This window comes from Candidatus Pseudoscillospira sp. SGI.172, assembly GCF_050313575.1.
Taxonomy (GTDB): domain Bacteria; phylum Bacillota; class Clostridia; order Oscillospirales; family Oscillospiraceae; genus Vermiculatibacterium.
In genome coordinates, this window is the sequence record NZ_JBNPLQ010000022.1 from 20,977 (window position 1) to 40,095 (window position 19,119).

General features: G+C 62.4%; 16 protein-coding genes and 1 pseudogene. 11 read left to right on the forward strand and 6 right to left on the reverse strand.

Annotated features, from left to right (window positions below):
• Window positions 1-139 precede the first annotated feature (139 nt).
• From ACQRD3_RS09360 to ACQRD3_RS09375, 4 genes and pseudogenes are all read left to right on the forward strand, one after another.
• Entirely contained in the window at window positions 140-556 is a 417-nt protein-coding gene (locus tag ACQRD3_RS09360) for a DUF3842 family protein (RefSeq protein WP_427781145.1), read from the forward strand.
• Window positions 553-1,647 (forward strand): uridine kinase family protein, encoded by a 1,095-nt coding sequence (locus ACQRD3_RS09365; protein WP_427781147.1) that lies wholly within the window; start codon window positions 553-555, stop codon window positions 1,645-1,647. Before ACQRD3_RS09360 ends, ACQRD3_RS09365 begins: the two co-directional genes overlap by 4 nt.
• Window positions 1,644-2,249 (forward strand): annotated as a pseudogene (locus ACQRD3_RS09370) (sugar O-acetyltransferase). The gene ACQRD3_RS09365 and the pseudogene ACQRD3_RS09370 overlap by 4 nt, the downstream one beginning before the upstream one ends.
• Before the next feature lie 195 nt (window positions 2,250-2,444).
• Window positions 2,445-2,990, forward strand: coding sequence for an ECF transporter S component (locus ACQRD3_RS09375; protein WP_427781149.1), 546 nt, complete (start codon window positions 2,445-2,447; stop codon window positions 2,988-2,990).
• A 63-nt stretch (window positions 2,991-3,053) separates the two neighbouring features.
• Here the strand turns inward: ACQRD3_RS09375 and ACQRD3_RS09380 are convergent, their stop codons facing one another.
• The 3 genes from ACQRD3_RS09380 to ACQRD3_RS09390 all read right to left on the reverse strand — a co-directional run bounded on the left by ACQRD3_RS09380 (window position 3,054) and on the right by ACQRD3_RS09390 (window position 5,586).
• Window positions 3,054-4,913: a heavy metal translocating P-type ATPase gene (locus tag ACQRD3_RS09380; RefSeq protein ID WP_080906956.1), complete on the reverse strand. Its 1,860-nt coding sequence runs from the start codon at window positions 4,911-4,913 to the stop codon at window positions 3,054-3,056.
• A 71-nt stretch (window positions 4,914-4,984) separates the two neighbouring features.
• Window positions 4,985-5,203, reverse strand: coding sequence for a cation transporter (locus ACQRD3_RS09385; RefSeq protein WP_427781151.1), 219 nt, complete (start codon window positions 5,201-5,203; stop codon window positions 4,985-4,987).
• A 14-nt stretch (window positions 5,204-5,217) separates the two neighbouring features.
• On the reverse strand, window positions 5,218-5,586 hold the full coding sequence (locus tag ACQRD3_RS09390) for an ArsR/SmtB family transcription factor (RefSeq protein ID WP_080906954.1): 369 nt from the start codon (window positions 5,584-5,586) through the stop codon (window positions 5,218-5,220).
• A gap of 211 nt (window positions 5,587-5,797) precedes the next feature.
• Between ACQRD3_RS09390 and ACQRD3_RS09395 the strand changes: the two genes are divergently transcribed.
• Window positions 5,798-6,742: an L-lactate dehydrogenase gene (locus ACQRD3_RS09395; RefSeq protein ID WP_080906953.1), complete on the forward strand. Its 945-nt coding sequence runs from the start codon at window positions 5,798-5,800 to the stop codon at window positions 6,740-6,742.
• Between the two features lie 60 nt (window positions 6,743-6,802).
• On the opposite strand, the gene udp is transcribed toward ACQRD3_RS09395, so the two are convergent.
• Complete coding sequence (udp, locus tag ACQRD3_RS09400; protein ID WP_427781153.1) at window positions 6,803-7,573, reverse strand: uridine phosphorylase; 771 nt, start codon at window positions 7,571-7,573, stop codon at window positions 6,803-6,805.
• 172 nt (window positions 7,574-7,745) lie between these two features.
• Between udp and ACQRD3_RS09405 the strand changes: the two genes are divergently transcribed.
• Together ACQRD3_RS09405 and ACQRD3_RS09410 are read left to right on the forward strand one after the other, a co-directional pair.
• Window positions 7,746-8,414, forward strand: a complete 669-nt coding sequence (locus ACQRD3_RS09405; RefSeq protein ID WP_427781155.1) for a hypothetical protein — start codon at window positions 7,746-7,748, stop codon at window positions 8,412-8,414.
• Window positions 8,415-8,695: 281 nt separating this feature from the next.
• The gene (locus ACQRD3_RS09410; RefSeq protein WP_427781173.1) at window positions 8,696-10,828 is read left to right on the forward strand and encodes a sodium-translocating pyrophosphatase; all 2,133 of its coding nucleotides are present in this window, start codon (window positions 8,696-8,698) and stop codon (window positions 10,826-10,828) included.
• A 160-nt stretch (window positions 10,829-10,988) separates the two neighbouring features.
• On the opposite strand, the gene ACQRD3_RS09415 is transcribed toward ACQRD3_RS09410, so the two are convergent.
• On the reverse strand, window positions 10,989-12,137 hold the full coding sequence (locus tag ACQRD3_RS09415) for a diguanylate cyclase domain-containing protein (protein ID WP_080906950.1): 1,149 nt from the start codon (window positions 12,135-12,137) through the stop codon (window positions 10,989-10,991).
• 282 nt (window positions 12,138-12,419) lie between these two features.
• On the opposite strand from ACQRD3_RS09415, the gene ACQRD3_RS09420 reads away from it, so the two are divergent.
• The 3 genes from ACQRD3_RS09420 to ACQRD3_RS09430 are packed head-to-tail and all read left to right on the forward strand — an operon-like array spanning window position 12,420 to window position 15,015.
• Window positions 12,420-13,403, forward strand: coding sequence for a metal ABC transporter substrate-binding protein (locus ACQRD3_RS09420; RefSeq protein WP_427781157.1), 984 nt, complete (start codon window positions 12,420-12,422; stop codon window positions 13,401-13,403).
• Window positions 13,400-14,167: a metal ABC transporter ATP-binding protein gene (locus ACQRD3_RS09425; protein ID WP_427781159.1), complete on the forward strand. Its 768-nt coding sequence runs from the start codon at window positions 13,400-13,402 to the stop codon at window positions 14,165-14,167. The genes ACQRD3_RS09420 and ACQRD3_RS09425 overlap by 4 nt, the downstream gene beginning before the upstream one ends.
• On the forward strand, window positions 14,164-15,015 hold the full coding sequence (locus ACQRD3_RS09430) for a metal ABC transporter permease (RefSeq protein ID WP_198933230.1): 852 nt from the start codon (window positions 14,164-14,166) through the stop codon (window positions 15,013-15,015). Before ACQRD3_RS09425 ends, ACQRD3_RS09430 begins: the two co-directional genes overlap by 4 nt.
• Before the next feature lie 71 nt (window positions 15,016-15,086).
• On the opposite strand, the gene ACQRD3_RS09435 is transcribed toward ACQRD3_RS09430, so the two are convergent.
• Entirely contained in the window at window positions 15,087-16,646 is a 1,560-nt protein-coding gene (locus ACQRD3_RS09435) for an N-acetylmuramoyl-L-alanine amidase (protein WP_427781161.1), read from the reverse strand.
• A gap of 225 nt (window positions 16,647-16,871) precedes the next feature.
• Between ACQRD3_RS09435 and ACQRD3_RS09440 the strand changes: the two genes are divergently transcribed.
• The gene (locus ACQRD3_RS09440; protein WP_427781175.1) at window positions 16,872-19,100 is read left to right on the forward strand and encodes a hydratase; all 2,229 of its coding nucleotides are present in this window, start codon (window positions 16,872-16,874) and stop codon (window positions 19,098-19,100) included.
• Window positions 19,101-19,119 lie beyond the last annotated feature (19 nt).

A 19,119-nucleotide genomic window follows, 5' to 3' on the forward strand; every position in this document is an offset into this window, starting at 1 on the left:
TTCTCTTTCTTTCCGGACGGCTGCCCCTTGCCCCGCTCCCTCCATTCCGGTATAATAGAAGCAAATCAAATCTGCCGGGCACGTTTTCTCCGCTCACCTCCGCGCCCCGCAGCCGGAAATTCGAGAGGAGCTGCAAGCGATGCGTATTGTTGTCATTGACGGCCAGGGCGGCGGACTGGGGGCCAGTCTGGTGTCCCGTCTGAAGGCCCGGCTGGGCCCTTCCGTTCAGATATGGGGGGTGGGGACCAACGCCATGGCCACCTCCGCCATGCTCAAGGCAGGAGCCGACAAAGGGGCCACCGGAGAAAACGCCGCCTGCTGGAACGCCGGCCGGGCCGATCTCATCATGGGGCCCATCGGCCTGCTGGCGGCCAACTCCCTTATGGGAGAGATCAGCCCCGCCATCGCCGCCGCCGTTTCCGCCGCCCCCGCCCGCCGCATTCTGGTCCCCGTGTCCAGTTGCGGCATCCTGGTGGCCGGAAGCGAGAACTGCCGGCTGGAGGATGCCCTGACCAGCGCGGTGGAGCTGGCCGCCGGGGAGGTGTCCGGCCGATGAGTGCTCTCGCCAACATTTTGAAGCTCCACGCCAGACGTTACCCGGCCATGGAGAGCCGGGACTACGCAAAGCTCCTCTATCAAAGCGAGTTCGGCCCCGGCCATCTGGTGGCCGAGGGGGACGCCCTCCCTTTTCTCCGCGAGGAATTTGCCCGGGCACAGACTGAGGGCTACGTCCCCGCCTACACCGTGGAAGCCATCGGGGACGGGCTGTGCCGCTGCCACCTGGACCCCAAGCGGCTGACGGAGGAGGATCTTCCCCTGCTGGCCCGCTGCTTTGCCCTCTCCGCCCGCCCCCGGGGTTCCGGCCGGGGGCTCTGGGAAAAGCTGGGACTCCTGTCCGGGCTCGCCTGGGCCGGACAGCTTCCCCTGGACTGCGCCGAACTGGACGACTTTCTCGCCGAATACGACGGGGCGGGCTGCCCCCCGCTGCACCACAGCGAGGCTTACGACAGCGCCTACCGCCCCCACTACCGGGTGATCGACCGGGATCTCTCCTGCTACGCCCCCGCCCTGCGGGCCATCGACCGGACGCTGCGGGAGACCGACGGTGCGGTGGTGGTGGCGGTGGACGGACGCTGCGCCGCGGGCAAGACCACCTTTGCCGCCCGGCTGGCCCAGCTCTTCGAGTGCAATGTTTTCCACATGGACGACTACTTTCTCCCGCCGGAAAAACGCACCCCCGAACGGCTGTCCGCCCCCGGGGGGAACGTGGACTATGAGCGGGCGGCCCAGGAGCTCTTTGCCCCTCTCTCCCGGGGAGAGGCCGTGACCGTCCGCCCCTTCGACTGCTCCACCGGGGGATTCCGCCCCCCGGTGACCACCCTCTTCCGCCGCCTGAGCATTGTGGAGGGGAGCTATGCCCTCCACCCCGCTTTGGCCGGATACAGCGGGCTCCACCTCTTTCTCACCTGCGACGCCGCCGTCCAGCTCTCCCGCCTGGAGCGGCGGGAGACCCCCGAGAGTCTGGAGCGGTTCCGGGAAAAGTGGATCCCTCTGGAGGAGGCCTACCTTGCGGGTCTTCACATCTCCGACCAGTGCGATGTGACGTTGGACACCTCCCGGCTGCCCACTGGGGGAGGCGCGCGATGACAGAGCGGGAGCGGATGCTGGCCGGTCAGCGCTACCGGGCCGACGATCCCGAGCTGAAGGCCGCCCACACCCGCAGGTACCGGCTGGTTTCCCGCATCAACGCCGCCCCGGCGCGGGAGGAACTGCTCTCCCTCTTTCAGGAGCTGCTGGGTGCAATGGGGGAGGGCTCCTGAGTGGAGCCGCCCTTTCACTGCGATTACGGAAGCCACATTTCTCTGGGGAAAAACTGCTGCTTCAACTGCGGCTGCATTCTGCTGGACGTGTGTGACATCACCCTGGGGGACAATGTGCTTCTGGCTCCCAGAGCGTGCATTTTTACGGCCACCCACCCCATCGACGCCGCGGTCCGGAACAGCGGATCGGAATACGGAAAGCCCGTGCGGATCGGAAACAGTGTTTGGATCGGCGGGAACACCGTCATCAACCCGGGGGTCACCATCGGCGACGGAACCATTGTGGGCTCAGGCTCCGTGGTGACCAAAAACCTGCCCGGGGGCGTCATTGCCGCAGGAAACCCCTGCCGCGTCCTCCGCCCCATCACGGAGGAGGATCGGAAGGATTGGGAAGATAGGGCCGGGCAGTATTGGAGGGAGCATCCCTGATGCGCCGCGTCTTTTCTTGACTTTTTCTGCCCCGATTGGTAAAATAAGCAGGAAAACAAGCTGCCACGAAGGCAGCTTCCGCAATTTTTTTCTGTTGTTATTCTTTATTTTGGAACGTCAAACGCCACGAAGGCAGGTCCGCAGGAAGCGGGCACTGTTTTCGCGGCGTTTTTTGACGGAAAGGAGCTCTCTTCCATGAAACGATCCTCCACCCGCCGCCTGGTGATGGCGGCCCTCTGCGTGGCGCTGGGCGTGGTCCTGCCCATGGCCTTCCACTCCGTCCCCCGGGGCGGCAGCATCTTCCTGCCCATGCATATTCCCGTGTTGCTGTGCGGTCTGGCCTGCGGCTGGCCCTACGGCCTGGCCTGCGGAGTGCTGGCCCCCCTGTGTTCCAGCCTCATCACCGGGATGCCCCCCGCGGCCTATCTGCCCTCCATGCTCTGCGAACTGGCCGCCTACGGGCTCATCTCCGGTCTGCTGGCCCGATTCCTCCACACCGGCCGCCGGAGCGTCGACCTCTACCTCCAGCTCATCGGTGCCATGCTCATCGGCCGGGTGGTCTACGGGGTGATGAACGCCCTGGTCTTTTCCGCCGGGGAGTACTCCATGGCTGTCTTCCTCTCCGGCGCATTCGTCACGGCGCTGCCCGGCATCGTCATCCAGCTGGTGGTCCTCCCCCCGTTGGTGCTGCTGCTGGAAAAAGCCCGGCTGCTGGAAAGCCCCTACGCCGTCGCCGCGTGATCTTTCGTTTCCCTCCAAAACAGCTCGGCCCGCCGTCCATCCGGACGGCGGGCCGAGCTGTCTTTACTCCTTGCTTTTCAGCGCCCGGGTGGCGTTGAGAATGGCCAGGACGCTCACCCCCACATCGGCAAAGACCGCCTCCCACAGGTTGGCCACGCCGAACAGCCCCATGATCAGGAACACCGCCTTCACGCCCAGGGCAAAAATGATATTCTGACGGGCAATGGACAGGGTCCGCCGGGCAATGGAAATGGCGGCGGCGATCTTGGAGGGCTTATCGTCCATGAGCACCACGTCGGCGGCCTCGATGGCGGCGTCGCTCCCCAGAGCCCCCATGGCGATGCCCACGTCGGAGCGGGAGAGAACGGGGGCGTCGTTGATGCCGTCTCCCACAAAGGCCAGAGTGCCCTTGGGGCTCTTCTCCGCCAGCAGCCGCTCCACCCGGTCCACTTTATCGGCGGGGAGAAGCTGGGCGTGGACCTCGTCCAGCCCCAGCTCCCGGCCCACCGCCTCGCCCACGGTCTGGGCGTCCCCGGTGAGCATGACGGTCCGCCGGATCCCGGCGCGCTTCAGCGCGGCAATAGCCTCCCGTGCGTCGGGCTTGATCTCGTCGGAAATGACGATGTGGCCCAGGTACTCCCCCCGGAACGCCACATGGACGGTGGTACCCACGTGATGGCAGGGGTGCCAGGAGGCCCCCACCTCCTCCATGAGCCTGTCGTTGCCCACGTAAACCGGCCGGCCGTCCACTTCAGCCTTCACCCCCCGGCCGGCCAGCTCTTCCACTCCGGTCACCCGGCCCTCCTCGATGTCCAGGCCGTAGGCCTCCCGGAGAGAGCGGGCGATGGGGTGGGTGGAGTAGCTCTCGGCCAGCGCGGCCAGCTCCAGAAGCCGGGCCTCGGAGCACTCGTCCGGATGGATAGCGGTGACGTTGAACACGCCCCGGGTAAGGGTTCCGGTCTTGTCAAAAACCACGGTCTCGGTGCGGGCCAGCGCCTCCAGATAGTTGCTCCCCTTCACCAGCACCCCCTGCCGGGAGGCTCCGCCGATGCCCCCGAAAAAGGTGAGGGGCACCGAGATCACCAATGCGCAGGGGCAGGAGATGACCAGGAAAATGAGGGCCTGTTCCAGCCATTTGGCCCAATCCCCGCCGGTAATGAGGGGCGGCAGCACCGCCAGCAGGACAGCGCTCCCCACCACCACGGGGGTGTACCAGCGGGCAAAGCGGGTGATGAATTGCTCCGACCGGGCCTTCCGGCTCCCAGCATTCTCCACCAGGTCCAGGATCTTTGCCACGGTGGAGTCTCCGAACTCCTTGGTGGTCCGCACCCGGAGCACCCCGGTGAGGTTGACGCAGCCCGAGATCACATCGTCCCCGGGCTGGATGTCCCGGGGCAGGGACTCGCCAGTGAGGGCGGCGGTGTTCAGGGTGGAGACCCCCTCCAGCACCACGCCGTCCAGAGGCACCCGCTCGCCGGGGCGGATGACGATGGTCTCCCCCACCGTCACATCCTCCGGATCCACCCGCCGGGTGCTCCCGTTTTCTTCCAAATTGGCATAGTCGGGGCGGATATCCATCAGCGCCGCAATGGACTGCCGGGAGCGGCCCACCGCCCAGCTCTGGAAGAACTCGCCCACCTGATAGAAGAGCATGACGAACACGCTCTCCGGATACTCCCCAATGGCCAGCGCCCCCAGGGTGGCCAGGGCCATGAGGAAGTTCTCGTCAAAGACCTGCCCGTGGGCGATATTGCGCGCCGCCCGCCAGAGGATGTCCCAGCCGATGACAAGATAAGGCACCAGAAACACGGTCAGGACTGCCCACCCGGGCAGAGACACCGCACGGGTCAGCCCCTCCGCCGCCCCGAACAGGACGGCGGAGACGGCAATACGCGTCAGCATTTTTTTCTGTTTCGGGGTCATCCCGATCCCTCCTTATAAGAATGGTAAAAAAAGCCGCGCCGGAGACTCCTTTCCTCTGGCGCGGCGGGCCGTTACCGTTCGATCACGCAGTCGGGCTCTATCCGCTTGCAGACCTTCACCACCTGATCCATGATCTCGTCAAACCGGGTGTCTTCTGCCTCGATGGTCAGCTTCTGCTGCAAAAAGCTCACGGTGGCGGCGGTGACGCCGTCGAGCTTGTTGATGGCGTCTTCCATTTTGGCCGCGCAGTTGGCACAGTCCAGATCACTGAGCTTGTAGCGCTTCTTCATTGGATTCTCCCCCTTTATTCTCCCACGTGCTCCATGCCCTGATCCAGGATGGTGCGCACGTGGCTGTCGGCCAGGGAATAAAATACGGTCTTGCCCTCCCGGCGGTACTTTACCAGTTTGGACTGCTTGAGCGCCCGGAGCTGGTGGGAGATGGCAGACTGGGTCATCCCCAGGAGCTGGGCGATGTCGCACACGCACATCTCCGATTCAAAGAGGACATACAAAATCTTGATGCGGGTGGAGTCGGCAAAAATGCGGAACAGATCGGCCAGATCATACAGGGTCTCATCGTCCGGCATGTTTCCCTTCACCTGCTCCACCACGTCCTCGTGGACATGGATAAATTCACAGCGCTCCGGCTCCAGCAGCTCGTCGTCTTCCATACGATTCCCTCCCGATTCAATATATGAGCTATTGTTCACATGTTTTATTATACTCATTTTATAGGGTTTGTCAAGGCGGTTAAAAAATATTTTTCCCGTTGAATTTTCAACAGACAAAACCATAGTTTTATAGTATGATATGCACAGTGAATGGCGGGGGCTTCCGCCGGACATACTCAATCAAACGGATTCTATGAAAGGAGCGATCCCGATGGTCAACATCCAGAAAGCCGCCGTCATCGGCTGTGGGTTCGTGGGTTCCTCCACCGCCTTTGCCATGATGCAGACAGGTGTTTTTTCCGAACTGGTCCTCATCGACGTCAACCGTGACAAGGCCGAGGGAGAGGCCATGGATCTCTCTCACGGACTCCCCTTTACCAGGCCCATGAAGATCCACGCGGGGGACTACCCAGATTTAAAGGACTGCGCCCTCATCGTCATCACCGCCGGAGCCAATCAAAAGCCCGACGAGACCCGGTTGGATCTGGTCCACAAAAACGTGGCCATCTTTAAGGCCATTATTCCCGAGATCGTCCGGTATAACCGGGAGGCCATCCTCCTGGTGGTCTCCAACCCGGTGGATATTCTCACCTACGCCGCCCAGAAGCTCTCCGGGCTGCCCAAAAACCAGGTCATCGGCTCGGGCACCGTGCTGGACACCGCCCGGCTCAAATATCTGCTGGGCGAGCACCTGGGGATCGACAGCCGCAGCGTCCACGCTTTCATCATCGGCGAGCACGGCGACAGTGAGCTGGCCGTGTGGAGCGGAGCCAACGTCTCCGGGGTGGATCTGGACCACTTCTGCGAGCTGTGCGGCCACACCCGGCACCGGGAGAACATGGAGCGTATCTACCAGGACGTGCGGGACTCGGCCTACGAGATCATTGAAAAGAAGGGGGCGACCTACTATGGGATCGCCGCCGCCGTGGCCCGCATCGCCCAGTGCATCGTGCGGGATGAGCACTCCGTGCTCCCTGTGTCCACCAACCTCCATGGCCTCTACGGCGTAAAGGATCTGTGCATGAGCGTGCCGGCGGTCGTGGGCCGGCACGGCGTGGAAAAAGTGCTGGAGATCGAGCTGAGTGCGGAAGAGCGGGAGGAATTCCTCCGCTCCGCCGTCACTCTGGGGGAGATTGCCCAGTCTCTCAAGCTGTAAGCAGGCCTGTTCCACCCAAAAAACAGCCCCGAACCGGTTCAGCCGGTTCGGGGCTTTCTCTCAAATTTCGCCGCGATCCTCCCGGATCAGCAGCTTCAGCGCTTCCACGCCCACCTCGATGGCAGCGGTGAGGTCGTGGCTCTCCTTCTGATCCAGCCCGGCTGCCTCCCGCTCCTGATTCCAGATGACGTGGAAGCAGGAGCCGCACCGCACGCCCAGGGCGGCGGCACAGCAGAAGAGCGCGGCCGACTCCATCTCGGAGGCCAGGACCCCCAGCCGCTTCCACGCCTCCCACTTGGCCAGCAGTTCGTAACTCACCGGCATCCGCCCGGGGTCATGCTGGCCGTAAAAAGAGTCCTTGCACTGTACCACACCGGCATGCCAGGGTTTGCCCAGCGCCTTGGCCGCCCGGACCAGGGCGTCCTGCACCCGGTAGTCGGACACCGCCGGAAATTCAATGGGCGCATACTCCCGGCTGGCTCCCTCGTGCCGGATGGCGCCGGTGGCGATGACCACGTCGTCGGACTGCACCGGCAGAGCGATTCCCCCACAGGTGCCCACCCGAATAAAGGTATCCGCACCGATATTGTGGAGCTCCTCCATGGCGATGACGGCAGAGGGCCCGCCGATGCCGGTGGAGCAGACCGAAACCTTCTCTCCCAGGAGCGTCCCGGTGTAAACGGTGTACTCCCGATTGGCTTGGACCTTGCGGGCGTCGTCAAACCAGGCGGCGATCTTCTCGCATCGGCCCGGGTCCCCGGGAAGAAGGCAATACCGGCCCACATCCCCCTCTTTACACTGAATATGGAACTGCAGCTCGTGCTCCTGCATATGGGTCACCTCATTTATTTTTTGAAGAATTGTCAAATCAGTATACCTCATTTTCGGTCCCTTTGCAAGTTTCTCACAAAACAGCGGCGTGTTTTGTAACCTTTTGTTGTTGTTTTTTTCTCCACCTTCCAGTAAAATAATTGAGCCGCTTCGATATGGAAGGAACGATACCATGAAAAAAACCTTTATTTTGTGTCTCCTGACTCTGCTCATAGGCGCCGCCCTGGGCTGGGGCGTGGGGCAGTTTGCCAATCCCGCCCTCTCCCGCGCCGCCTCCCCCGCCGCATTGATCACAGCCCCGGCCTCCGCCGCCCCCCAGGCCGCTCTGGACCAGGGGGACAACGGCCCCCTGCTGGAACGGGGGCAGGCCGTTCTGAAGGCCATGAAGGCGCGGGACTATCCGGCTCTGGCCGCGCTGGCCCACCCGGAGAAGGGCGTGCGCTTCACCCCCTACTCCACCGTGGATCCCGACAGCGATCTGGAGCTCACCTCCGAGCGCCTTGCCGCCGCCGGGGAGGACAGCCGCGCCTACACCTGGGGGATCTCCGACGGAAAGGGCTCCCCTCTGGTCTACACCATCCCGGATTATTTCGCCCTCTTTGTGTTCAATGCCGACTATACCACCGCCCCCCTCATCGGCGTGGATACGGTGCTGGAGTCCGGCAACGCGCTGGAAAACGCCTCCGACGCATACCCCGAGGGCCGGTATGTGGAATACCACTTTCCCGGTCTCGTGCCGGAAAACCAGGGTTTTGACTGGTGCTCTCTGAAGCTGGTGTTTGAAGTGTGGGAAAACGACTGGTACCTCACCGGCGTCATCCACAGCCAGTGGACCATCTGACCCTCTCCCCCACCCGCCGGGTGGGGGAATTTTTTCCTTCCGCAGGCCTCTTCCGGGCTTCTCATATAGGAAGAGAGAACGGCCGTTTTTGCTTGTTAAATTGCCTATACCTTCCGTCTCTTTCTGAGCCATTTTGTGTATTTCGTCAAAAAACTCCTTTCAAAGGGTTTAAAATCGGGTAAGAGCTTGCAAAATGAACACTAAGTTGATAAAATTGCGTCGTTGTCTAAAGAGTGGGGCGCTGCCCCGAAACGCAAAAAGGAGTTGGATAGAAATTGCAAATTGAAAACCTCTTCTGGATCGGCTTTGTCGGTTCCGTGGTGGCACTGCTCTTCGCCGTGCTGCAGGCCCGCAAAGTTATGAAGTTCTCCGAGGGAACTGAGCTCATGCAGAAGATCGCCTCCTCCATCCGCAAGGGCGCGAATGCCTATCTCAAGCGCCAGTACACCACCGTGGTCAAGATTTTTGCTGTGGTCTTTGTGATCCTGCTGATCCTGGCCTTCAACGGTATGCTGGACAACTTCTTCATTCCCTTCGCCTTCCTCACCGGCGGTATCTACTCCGCCCTGTCCGGATTCATCGGGATGAAGATCGCCACCAACGCCAACGCCCGTACCGCCAACGCCGCTCACGAAAGCCTGAACCGCGGCCTGAACGTGGCTTTCTCTTCCGGCACCGTCATGGGCTTCACCGTGGTTGGCCTGGGCCTGCTGGACGTGACTGTGTGGTTCCACATCCTGCGCTATGTCGCCGGCTATGACGCCGCTCAGATCGCACAGACCATGGTCATGTTCGGCATGGGCGCCTCCTTCATGGCTCTGTTCGCCCGTGTGGGCGGCGGCATCTTCACCAAGGCCGCCGACGTGGGCGCCGACCTGGTGGGCAAGGTCGAGGCCGGCATCCCCGAGGATGACCCCCGCAACCCCGCCACCATCGCCGACAACGTTGGCGACAATGTGGGCGACGTGGCCGGCATGGGCGCCGACCTTTACGAGTCCTACGTGGGCTCCATTCTCGCCACCTTCGCCCTGGGTGCCACCGCCTTCACCGCCGACGGCATGGGCTGGAACGCCATGCTGCTGCCTCTGGCCGTGGCCGTGGTGGGCGTGATCTGCTCCCTCATAGGCTCCTTCCTGGTCCGCACGGAGGAGAACGCCACTCAGCTGTCTCTGCTGAAGACCCTCCGCAAGGGCACCTACACCGCCGCTGTTCTGGCCGCCGTTGTGGCCGCTCCCCTGACCTACTTCCTGATGGGTTCCTGGGGCGCCTATATCTCCATCCTGGCCGGTCTGATCGCCGGCTGTGCCATCGGCTACTTCACCGAGTATTTCACTTCCGACACCTATAAGCCCACTCAGACTCTGGCTGACTCCACCGAGACCGGCGCCGCCACCACCATCATCGGCGGTCTGTCCTTGGGTATGAACTCCACCGCGGCCCCCATTGTCATTATCTCCATCGCCATCATCGTGGCCTTCCTGGCCGCCGGAGGCTCTCTGCACACCGCCAGCGCCGCCTATGAGGCCAGCTTCGCCAAGGGCCTCTACGGCATCGGCATCGCCGCTGTGGGCATGCTCTCCACCCTGGGCATCACCCTGGCCACCGACGCCTACGGCCCCGTGGCCGACAACGCCGGCGGCATCGCTGAGATGAGCGGCTTGGGCGAAGAGGTCCGCAACCGCACCGACGCTCTGGATTCCCTGGGCAACACCACTGCCGCCACCGGCAAGGGCTTCGCCATCGGCTCCGCCGCTCTGACCGCCCTGGCCCTCCTGGTCTCCTACGTGGACGTGGTCAACGCCAAGACCGCCAACCTGACCAACGCCGCCATCGATCTGAAGCTGACCAACCCCGCCGTGCTGGTGGGTCTCTTCGTCGGTGCCATGCTGACCTTCGTCTTTGCCGCCCTGACCATGTCCGGCGTACAGCGCGCCGCCCAGTCCATCGTGGTGGAGGTCCGCCGCCAGTTCCGGGAGATCTCCGGCATCATGGAGGGCAAGACCGATCCCGACTATGCCTCCTGCGTGGATCTGTGCACGCGCGGCGCGCTCCATGAGATGGTGGCTCCCTCTCTGCTGGCCATCATCGTCCCCGTGATCACCGGCCTGATCCTCGGGCCCGAGGCCGTTGTGGGCCTGCTGGGCGGCGTGACCGTCTCCGGCTTTGCCGTGGCCGTATTCATGTCCAACGCCGGCGGCGCCTGGGACAACGCCAAGAAGTATATCGAGAGCGGTAAGCACGGCGGCAAGGGCTCCGACTGCCACAAAGCCGCCGTCATCGGCGACACCGTGGGCGATCCCTTCAAGGATACCTCCGGCCCCTCTCTGAACATCCTGATCAAGCTGTGCTCCACCGTTTCCATCGTGTTCTCCACTCTGGTGGTCCACTTCAACCTCAGCTCCCTGATGGGCTGATCCGCTTCTTGAGCACTGACCGGCATCTGTCGGTAAAGAATCATAAAAGAACAGCCGGATGAGCGCATGGTTTCCCATGCAGCCCATCCGGCTGTTTTGATTCCCCATCCGACAGTTCTCTGGATGAAAACGAACGGTCCGCAGAAAATCAGGCCCGGTTTTACGGCTTTCTCTGATGGTATCGGGTTTTTTCCCGGTACATGTTTTCATCGGCCTGCTTGATCAGGTTGGCGATCCGGTTCGGAGCCTTTCCCTCAGATACGGCGTACCCAATGCTGACGGTCAGCCCGAAGGGGAATTGCCCGGTTTGGTTGAACGCAGCAAAATGATCCCTGATTTTCCGCACCGTCTCGTCGACCTCACTTGCTTTGGCACCGGCCAGAAACACCACAAATTCATCCCCGCCAAACCGCGCCAAAAATGCGGAAGTTCCGTTAAATGTCCTTCTCAATATGTTCGCCGTCTGGATCAGGGCGGCGTCGCCGGTGTGGTGGCCGTATTGATCGTTGATCTGCTTAAAATCGTTGATGTCCATCATCAGGAGCGCTATGGCCCCCGCCTGTCCGCCCTCCCCGTAACCCCTCAGGTATTTTTCCATGCTTCTGCGGTTGTTCAGGCCGGTGAGGGAATCTTGGGAAATGGTCCGGCTCTCCTTGTTGAGCAGGATCATCAGACAAGAGATGACCATGCTCGGCCACACCAGACTGACGCCGTAGATGGCGACCTGTATCACTCCGCCAACCAGCGGCGGGACTGCAAAAAAGGCAATGGACAGAAGTTCTTTTTTCCGATCGACGAACACTTCCTGCCTGTACCGCGCCAGCGCCATCGCCGAGGCCGTCAGCAGATAGGCCAAGATGAAAACAAACATGGGAGTAGACAGGGCTCCCCTGTGATAATAATTGTACTCATCCAGGTAAAAGCACCACCCCGTCAGCGGAGTGAACGCAATGCACACTCCCAGCAGGAAAAGAGGAATCCCACGGGAGAGAAGCTCCCCCTTCCGGGACATATTCTCTCCAAAAACCCGGTACCACGCATATTTCAGCCATGCCAGCCCAACCAAAAGCTGCATCATGAAATAGATCATACTGACTGCGTAGCTGGACCCCCGCACCCCTGTTCCGCTCTTCCCATTGAGCACCCACATGGCAATATCCGCCAGAATGGCCAAGAGAACGGCCCCTTCGATCCGAACCATCAGCCAGTTGTCATAGGTATTGCCAAAATCATTTTTATAGCTGTAATAGATAATCACTGTGATAATGGCCGCAAAAATATCAATCCCAACATTAAAGAGCAGCGTCACGTTTAAATCAAGTGTGATTATGGTCTTTACCCCCGTCCGGGGTCTGCGATCCTATTCCGTGCAGCTCCCCTTATTTCAAAATTTTATCTTATTTTATCATAAATTTGGCCATATCTCAACCGTCTCTTCAACCTTTCTCCCGTTTTCACAGGTTTTCCTGTGCCACCAATTCCCCCGCCGGGGCGCGGGTTTTCACTCTGCAACGTATGAGCACCCCCTCATTTTACAAACTGGTTTAAATCGGTTATAATAATCCCGCATTTCAAAAAAGTGAGGTATCTCATGAAAAAACGTTTGCTAGCCGCTCTGACAGCCCTCATTCTCACCCTCACCGCCTGCTCTTCTAACCCATCTGCTCAATCTGCCGCCGGCAAGGCCCCCACGGCGGCAGGCAAGGATGTCCTGCAGATTCTTGCCACCACCTACCCGGTCTACCTGTTCACCACCGCGGTCACCAGCGGCGCAGAGGGTGTAGAGGTCTCCCTGCTGGTGAACGCCCAGACCGCCTGCCTCCATGACTACACCCTCACCACCACCGACATGAAGGCCATCGAGGGGGCCGACGTGATCGTGATGAACGGGGTCGGGCTGGAGGACTTCATGTCCGATGCGCTGGAGCAGTCCAAGGCCAGCGTCATCGACTGCTCCACGGGAGTCGCCCTTCTACCCGCCCTGGACCATGAAGAGCACGACCCTGAGGACATGGACGAGGACGAATACGACCCCCACATCTGGATGGACCCGGACCGGGCCGCCCAGATGGTGGAAAACATCGGAAAAGGCCTTTCCGCCCTGGACGAGGCCCAGGCCCAGGTGTATCAGAAGAACGCCTTTGACAGTGCGTTCCTGCTGCGCAACCGGAAGTCCACCCTGCGGGACGGCATCGCCTCCCGGCAGCCGGACATGCAGCTTCCCCACCGGGAGCTCATCACCTTCCACGATGGCTTCCAGTATTTCGCCGACGCCTTTGACCTCACCATCCTCAAGGCCATTGAAGAGGAGGAGGGCAGCGAGGCCAGCGCCCAGGAGATCCGGGAGATCGTCTCCCTCATCGGGGAACACGACCTCCCCGCTATCTTTACCGAGGTCAACGGTTCACAGGCCACCGCCCAAGCCATCGCCCGGGAGACCGGGGTGGAGGTCTGCCCCCTCTCCATGATCATGAGCGGGACGGACAACAGCCTCTCCGCCTATACGGACGCCATACGTGAAAATGTAAAGACCATCCTCAACGCGCTGGGCGAGGGGAAGGTGAGGATGGAGTGAGCGTCCGCAAACACCAAAACTGCGCCTCCGGCTGTTCCGGGCTGTGCTGCCTGAAAGTACAGAACATGGGAGTCTCCCTGGGGGACACCGAACTTCTGCGGGATGTGTCCTTCCACCTCCACTGCGGGGAGATCGTGGCCCTCATCGGGCCCAACGGGGCAGGCAAGTCCTCCCTCTTCAAGGCCATCCTGGGCCAGTTCCCCCACACCGGAGCCATTGACTTCCAGCGCTCCGACGGCAAAAAAAGCCGCCCTGTCATCGGCTATGTGCCCCAGTCCCCCGCCTTCGACCGGGGCGATCCGGTGAGCGTGCTGGACTTTTTCGCCGCCGCCGTGGCCGACTGGCCGGTCTTTCTGCCCATTCCCGCCAAGCTCCGGGCCCGGGTACGCTTCTGCCTGGAGCGCACCCACGCCGAAGGCCTCATGGACAAGCGCATCGGAGCGCTCTCCGGCGGTGAGATCCAGCGGGTGCTCATGGCTCTGGCCCTGGACCCCCTTCCTCATATCCTCATTCTGGACGAGCCGCTGTCCGGCGTGGACATCGATGGAGAGCGGCAGCTTCTGGACATGCTGGATGAGATCCGCCAAACCTATGACCTGTCCATTCTGCTCTCCACCCACGACTTTGCCACGCTGGAGCACTACGCCGACAAGGTGATCCTCCTCAAGCACACGGTCCTGAAGGTGGGCGCACCCTCTGAGGTCCTGGCAAGCCCGGAATTTCAGGATGTGTTCCACCTACGGATGGGAAAGGGGGAGGCATGATGGACTGGTGGTATTCCCTTGTCGCCCTGCTCCCCTTTGACTGGGCCCAGCCGGGGGGCATGTACTTCATGAAAAACGCCCTGCTGGCCATACTGGTGATCTCCCCGCTCTTCGGACTGCTCTCCACCATGGTGGTCCAGAGCCGGATGTCCTTCTTCTCCGACGCTCTGGGCCACTCGGCCTTCACCGGCATCGCCATCGGCACCCTGTGCGGCCTCAGCGAGCCCATGTGGGCCGCCGTACTCTTCGCCCTGGTATTCTCATTCCTCTTCACCCTTGTCCGCCGCCGCTCCTCCATGGCCAGCGATACGGTGATTGGGGTCTTTTCCTCCACTGCTGTGGCCCTCGGCATCTTCATCGCCACCCTGAACGGCGGCTCCTTCACCAAATTCAACGCCCTGCTCGTCGGTGACATCCTCAGCGTGGAACCGGTCAAGATCGGTCTGCTGGCAGGCATTCTGGGCGTCATCCTGGTGCTGTGGGCGTGCGCCTACAACACTCTCCTCCTCTCCGCGCTCCACCCGGCCCTGGCCAACAGCCGGGGGATCCGGGTATTCTGGCAGGAGGCTGTGCTCAACGCCGCCATCGCCGTGGTGGTGACCGTCTCCATGACCTGGGTGGGCCTGCTGGTCATCAACTCCCTGCTGGTCCTCCCCGCCGCCGCATCCCGGAATCTGGCCAGAAACACCCGCCAGTACCACCTCTTTTCCCTGCTCGGCGCAGTGGTGTGCGGCATTGCCGGACTGATGACCTCTTACTACATCGGCTCTTCCGCCGGATCCTCCATCACTCTGTATCTGGCCGCCTTCTTCATTGTCTCCCTGGCCTTCCAAAAACGAAGGCTGTAAGCGCAAAGCAAAAACGTCCGCAGGCATGCCTGCGGACGTTTTTGCTGCTCTGAAGCACTCTGCTTCCCCAGTCACGCGGCCGGGGAGGCGTTTTCCTCTGCGGGTACCAAAGTCTTGACCGGAAGAGACGCCAGATAATCCAAAATTCCCTGGGCAATCCCCTGGGCCAGTTTCTCCTGATAGGAGGGCCGGATCAGCTTCATCAGTTCCTCATGGTTGGACATGAAGCCGGTCTCCACCAGACAGGCGGCCATCTTTGTCTCCCGCAGCACCACATAGTCGTTGCTCAGCAGCCCCCGGTCAATGGAGCCCGTCGAGGCCACCACCGCCGCCTGCACCGCGCCGGCCAGCTTCTTGCCCCGGGCGCTGTTGGGATAGTGATAAGTAAACGTCCCCTGGAATGCAGGGTTGGAGGAGCTGGCATTGGCGTGGATGCTGACAAAGAGATCCCCCTTCGCCTCATTGGCGATGTCGCAGCGGTCGTAGAGATCCATGTACACGTCCTTGGTCCGGGTCATCACCACGTTGCAGCCCTTTTCCCGCAGCAGTTCCTCCACCCGCAGCGTGATGGGGAGCGTGATGTCCTTCTCCATAATCTCCTCATAGACCGCGCCCGAGGCGGAACCGCCGTGTCCGGCGTCCAGCACCACAGTAAATGCCGTGGGGTCCAGGGGCGCAGTTGGCTCAGAGGGGGCGCTCCCTGTCTCCGGCGGCTTGACGGAGATCACCACCGCCAGGAGATTGCTGTCTCCGGTGACCACCACGTTTTTGGCATAGGTGCAGCCATCCGCCAGGTCCAGCACCACCCGCGTGGTCCGTGTGTAGTCCGAATACAGGCTGCTGTCGTGCTGGGCATAGCGGATGGATTCAATCACCGGATTCTCGGGCGTCAGGCTCCCGTCTTTGCCGCTGCCGATGGCTACCCCGGGCAGGTCGATGACCACCCGGTCCCCCAGATCGCTCACCCGGTACCGGGGTGCCTGGGAGAGATAGAGTGTGACCGTCTGTGCGTTGTCGTCGGCCGCGATCCGCAGCAGCATCCCCCGGTCCGGCCGGGTGGGCGTAGGAGTCGGCTCCGGCGTGGGGGTCGGGGTGGGCTCCGGCTCCGGGAGCCGGGCGGTCACCGCGGCGGTGAAGGTGTCGTTGTCCCATGCCACCTCGGCCTGAAGCTGCTCGGAGACAAAGCGGAGGGGCACCATGGTCTTTTCCTCCCCGCCCAGCTTCACCACTCCCGCAGGCACCCCGCCGGGGAGCTGCACACTCTGCCCGTTGACCACCGCCGCCGCCGAGCCAAGGGTCAGCACGATGGTGTCGCTCCCCCGGAAGAGCAGCACCTGGCGGGTATCTCCCATCCAGAGCACCGTGGCGCCCAGCGGCTCGGCGATGTCCCGGACGGGCACCAGGGTCCGCCCGTCCACGCCGTCCACCGTCTGCACCACGCCGGGCCGATCCAGCGCTGCGCCGTTGAGCGTGATGGTCACCCGGTCCGCCTCGGTCTGGTTGGAATAGCGGCCCAAGGCCTCGTCGTAGAATTGGACCCGCTCCGTCCCGGCCGGTCCGGCGGCCAGAGACGGCGGAAGCAGCCCGGTGAGCAGGGCCACGGTGCAGAGAATTGCCAGTAATTTTTTCATGAGTGTGCTCCTCGCTGGTTTCGACAAAGTATTATCTCTATTGTAGACCATCCCACAAAAGGCGTCAACCGAGGCCTCCCGATTTCTCCCATATAAATTTTTCCAGCCAAAATCCCCCCGCTTCTCCCGTCCCGTCCCCTCTGCCCCCTTGCCATTTCATCGGAAATTTGATATGATATTTTGCACTTAAAAATGAGAAAAGACAATGAGGAGAGAGGACGCATGATGGTAACGGTGGCCCGGGAGGGCTTTTATTATAAAAACGGGGGCTTTGTCCCAACCTCGGCCGACCCAGCCCACATGGAAGAGGGCCGGAAGGGCACCATGGCCTACGGCATTCTGCACGCCCACAATGAAAACGGTGATATGGCCCATCTGAAGCTGCGTTTTGACGCCATGGCCTCCCACGATATCACCTATGTGGGCATCGTCCAGACCGCCCGCGCCTCCGGCCTGCAGGCCTTCCCCGTCCCTTACGTGCTCACCAACTGCCACAACTCCCTGTGCGCCGTGGGCGGCACCATCAACGAGGACGACCACCTCTTCGGCCTCTCCGCCGCAAAAAAGTATGGCGGGGAATTTGTGCCTGCCCATCAGGCCGTCATCCACTCCTATATGCGGGAGCGCTACGCCGCCCCCGGCAAAATGATCCTGGGCTCCGACTCCCACACCCGCTACGGCGCCTACGGCACCATGGCCATCGGAGAGGGCGGCCCAGAGCTGGCCCGCCAGCTCCTGCGCAAGACCTACGACATCGCCTATCCCCCTGTGGTGGCCGTATACCTCACCGGAAGCCCCCGGCCCGGCGTAGGTCCTCAGGACGTGGCCCTGGCTCTGGTGGGGGCCACCTTCAAAAGCGGGGCGGTGAAGAACGCCGTGCTGGAGTTTTTCGGCCCCGGCGTATCCGGACTGTCCATGGACTACCGCTCCGGCATCGACGTGATGACCACCGAGACCGCCTGTCTCTCCTCCGTCTGGGCCACCGATGAGGTGACCCGGAACCACCTTCGGGTGCTGGGCCGGGGCGAGTCCTACCGCCCCCTGTCCCCCGCCGAAGGGGCCTGCTACGATGCCCTGGTGGAGATCCGCCTGGACGAGGTGGAGCCCATGATCGCCCTCCCCTTCCACCCCTCCAACGCCTTCCCCATCCGTGAGTTCAAGGCCAATCTGGATGACCTGCTCCACCAGGTGGACGTGGACACCGCCCGGCAGCTGGAGCTGAAGACGCCGGTCCCCTCCCTCCGGGAGAAAATCGTGGACGGCGAATTTGTCGTGGATCAGGGCGTTATCGCCGGCTGCTCCGGCGGCACCTACCAGAACCTGGTGCGCGCATCCGAGATCCTCCGGGGTAAATCCGTGGGCTCCGGCGCCTTCTGGCTGTCCTGCTACCCCGGCTCCATGCCCATCATGCAGGAGCTGACCCGGCGGGGCTATCTGGCCGATCTGATGGCGGCGGGGGCCTCGGTGCGCTCCTGCTTCTGCGGCCCCTGCTTCGGCGCGGGAGACGTGCCCGCCAACGGGGCCTTCTCCATCCGCCATTCCACCCGCAACTTCCCCAACCGGGAGGGCAGCAAGCCCACCGACGGCCAGCTGTCTTATGTGGCTCTCATGGATGCCCGCTCCATCGCCGCCACGGCGCTGAACGGCGGCATCCTCACCGGCGCGGACGAGCTCCCCGCTGAGCTTCTCACCCCCGACCGCTCGGAGGAGCCCTACACCTACGACGACAGCGCCTACAAGCACCGGGTCTACTACGGGGTGGGCCGCCCCCAGCCCGACACCAAGCTGCAGTTCGGCCCCAACATTGCCGACTGGCCCCAGCAGGTGGCGCTCCCGGAGAATCTGCTGCTCACCTGCTGCGCCGCCATCTACGACCCCGTGACCACCACTGATGAACTCATCCCCTCCGGGGAGACCTCCTCCTACCGCTCCAACCCCGTCAAGCTCTCTCAGTTTGCCCTGAGCCGGAAGGATCCCCAGTATGTCCCCCGTGCCCGGGCCGTGCAGGCCGAGGAGCAGAAGCGGCGCGGCGGGGAGGCTGTCGAGGCCCTCATGGGCCGGGACGCCGCCACTACCGGACTGGGCTCCTTCGTGATGGCCCTCAAGCCCGGCGACGGCTCTGCCCGGGAGCAGGCCGCCTCCTGCCAGCGGGTGCTGGGCGGCTGTGCCAACCTGGCCGCCGAGTACGCCACCAAACGCTACCGCTCCAATGTGATCAACTGGGGCATGCTCCCCTTCATCGCCGAGGACGTGAAGGACTGGAATATCCAGCCCGGCGACCGGCTCTGGATCCCCGGCATCCGGGCGGTCCTGGAGGGCGACGGGGAAGCGGCGCAGGCAGTACTGCTTCAGAACGGGAGTGAAAAACCCGTCACCCTGCGTCTGCCCGGCATGACCCGGGAAGAACGGGATATCGTCCTGGCCGGGTGTCTCATCAATTACTACGCCGGATAACGGTCTATGCACACGCCGC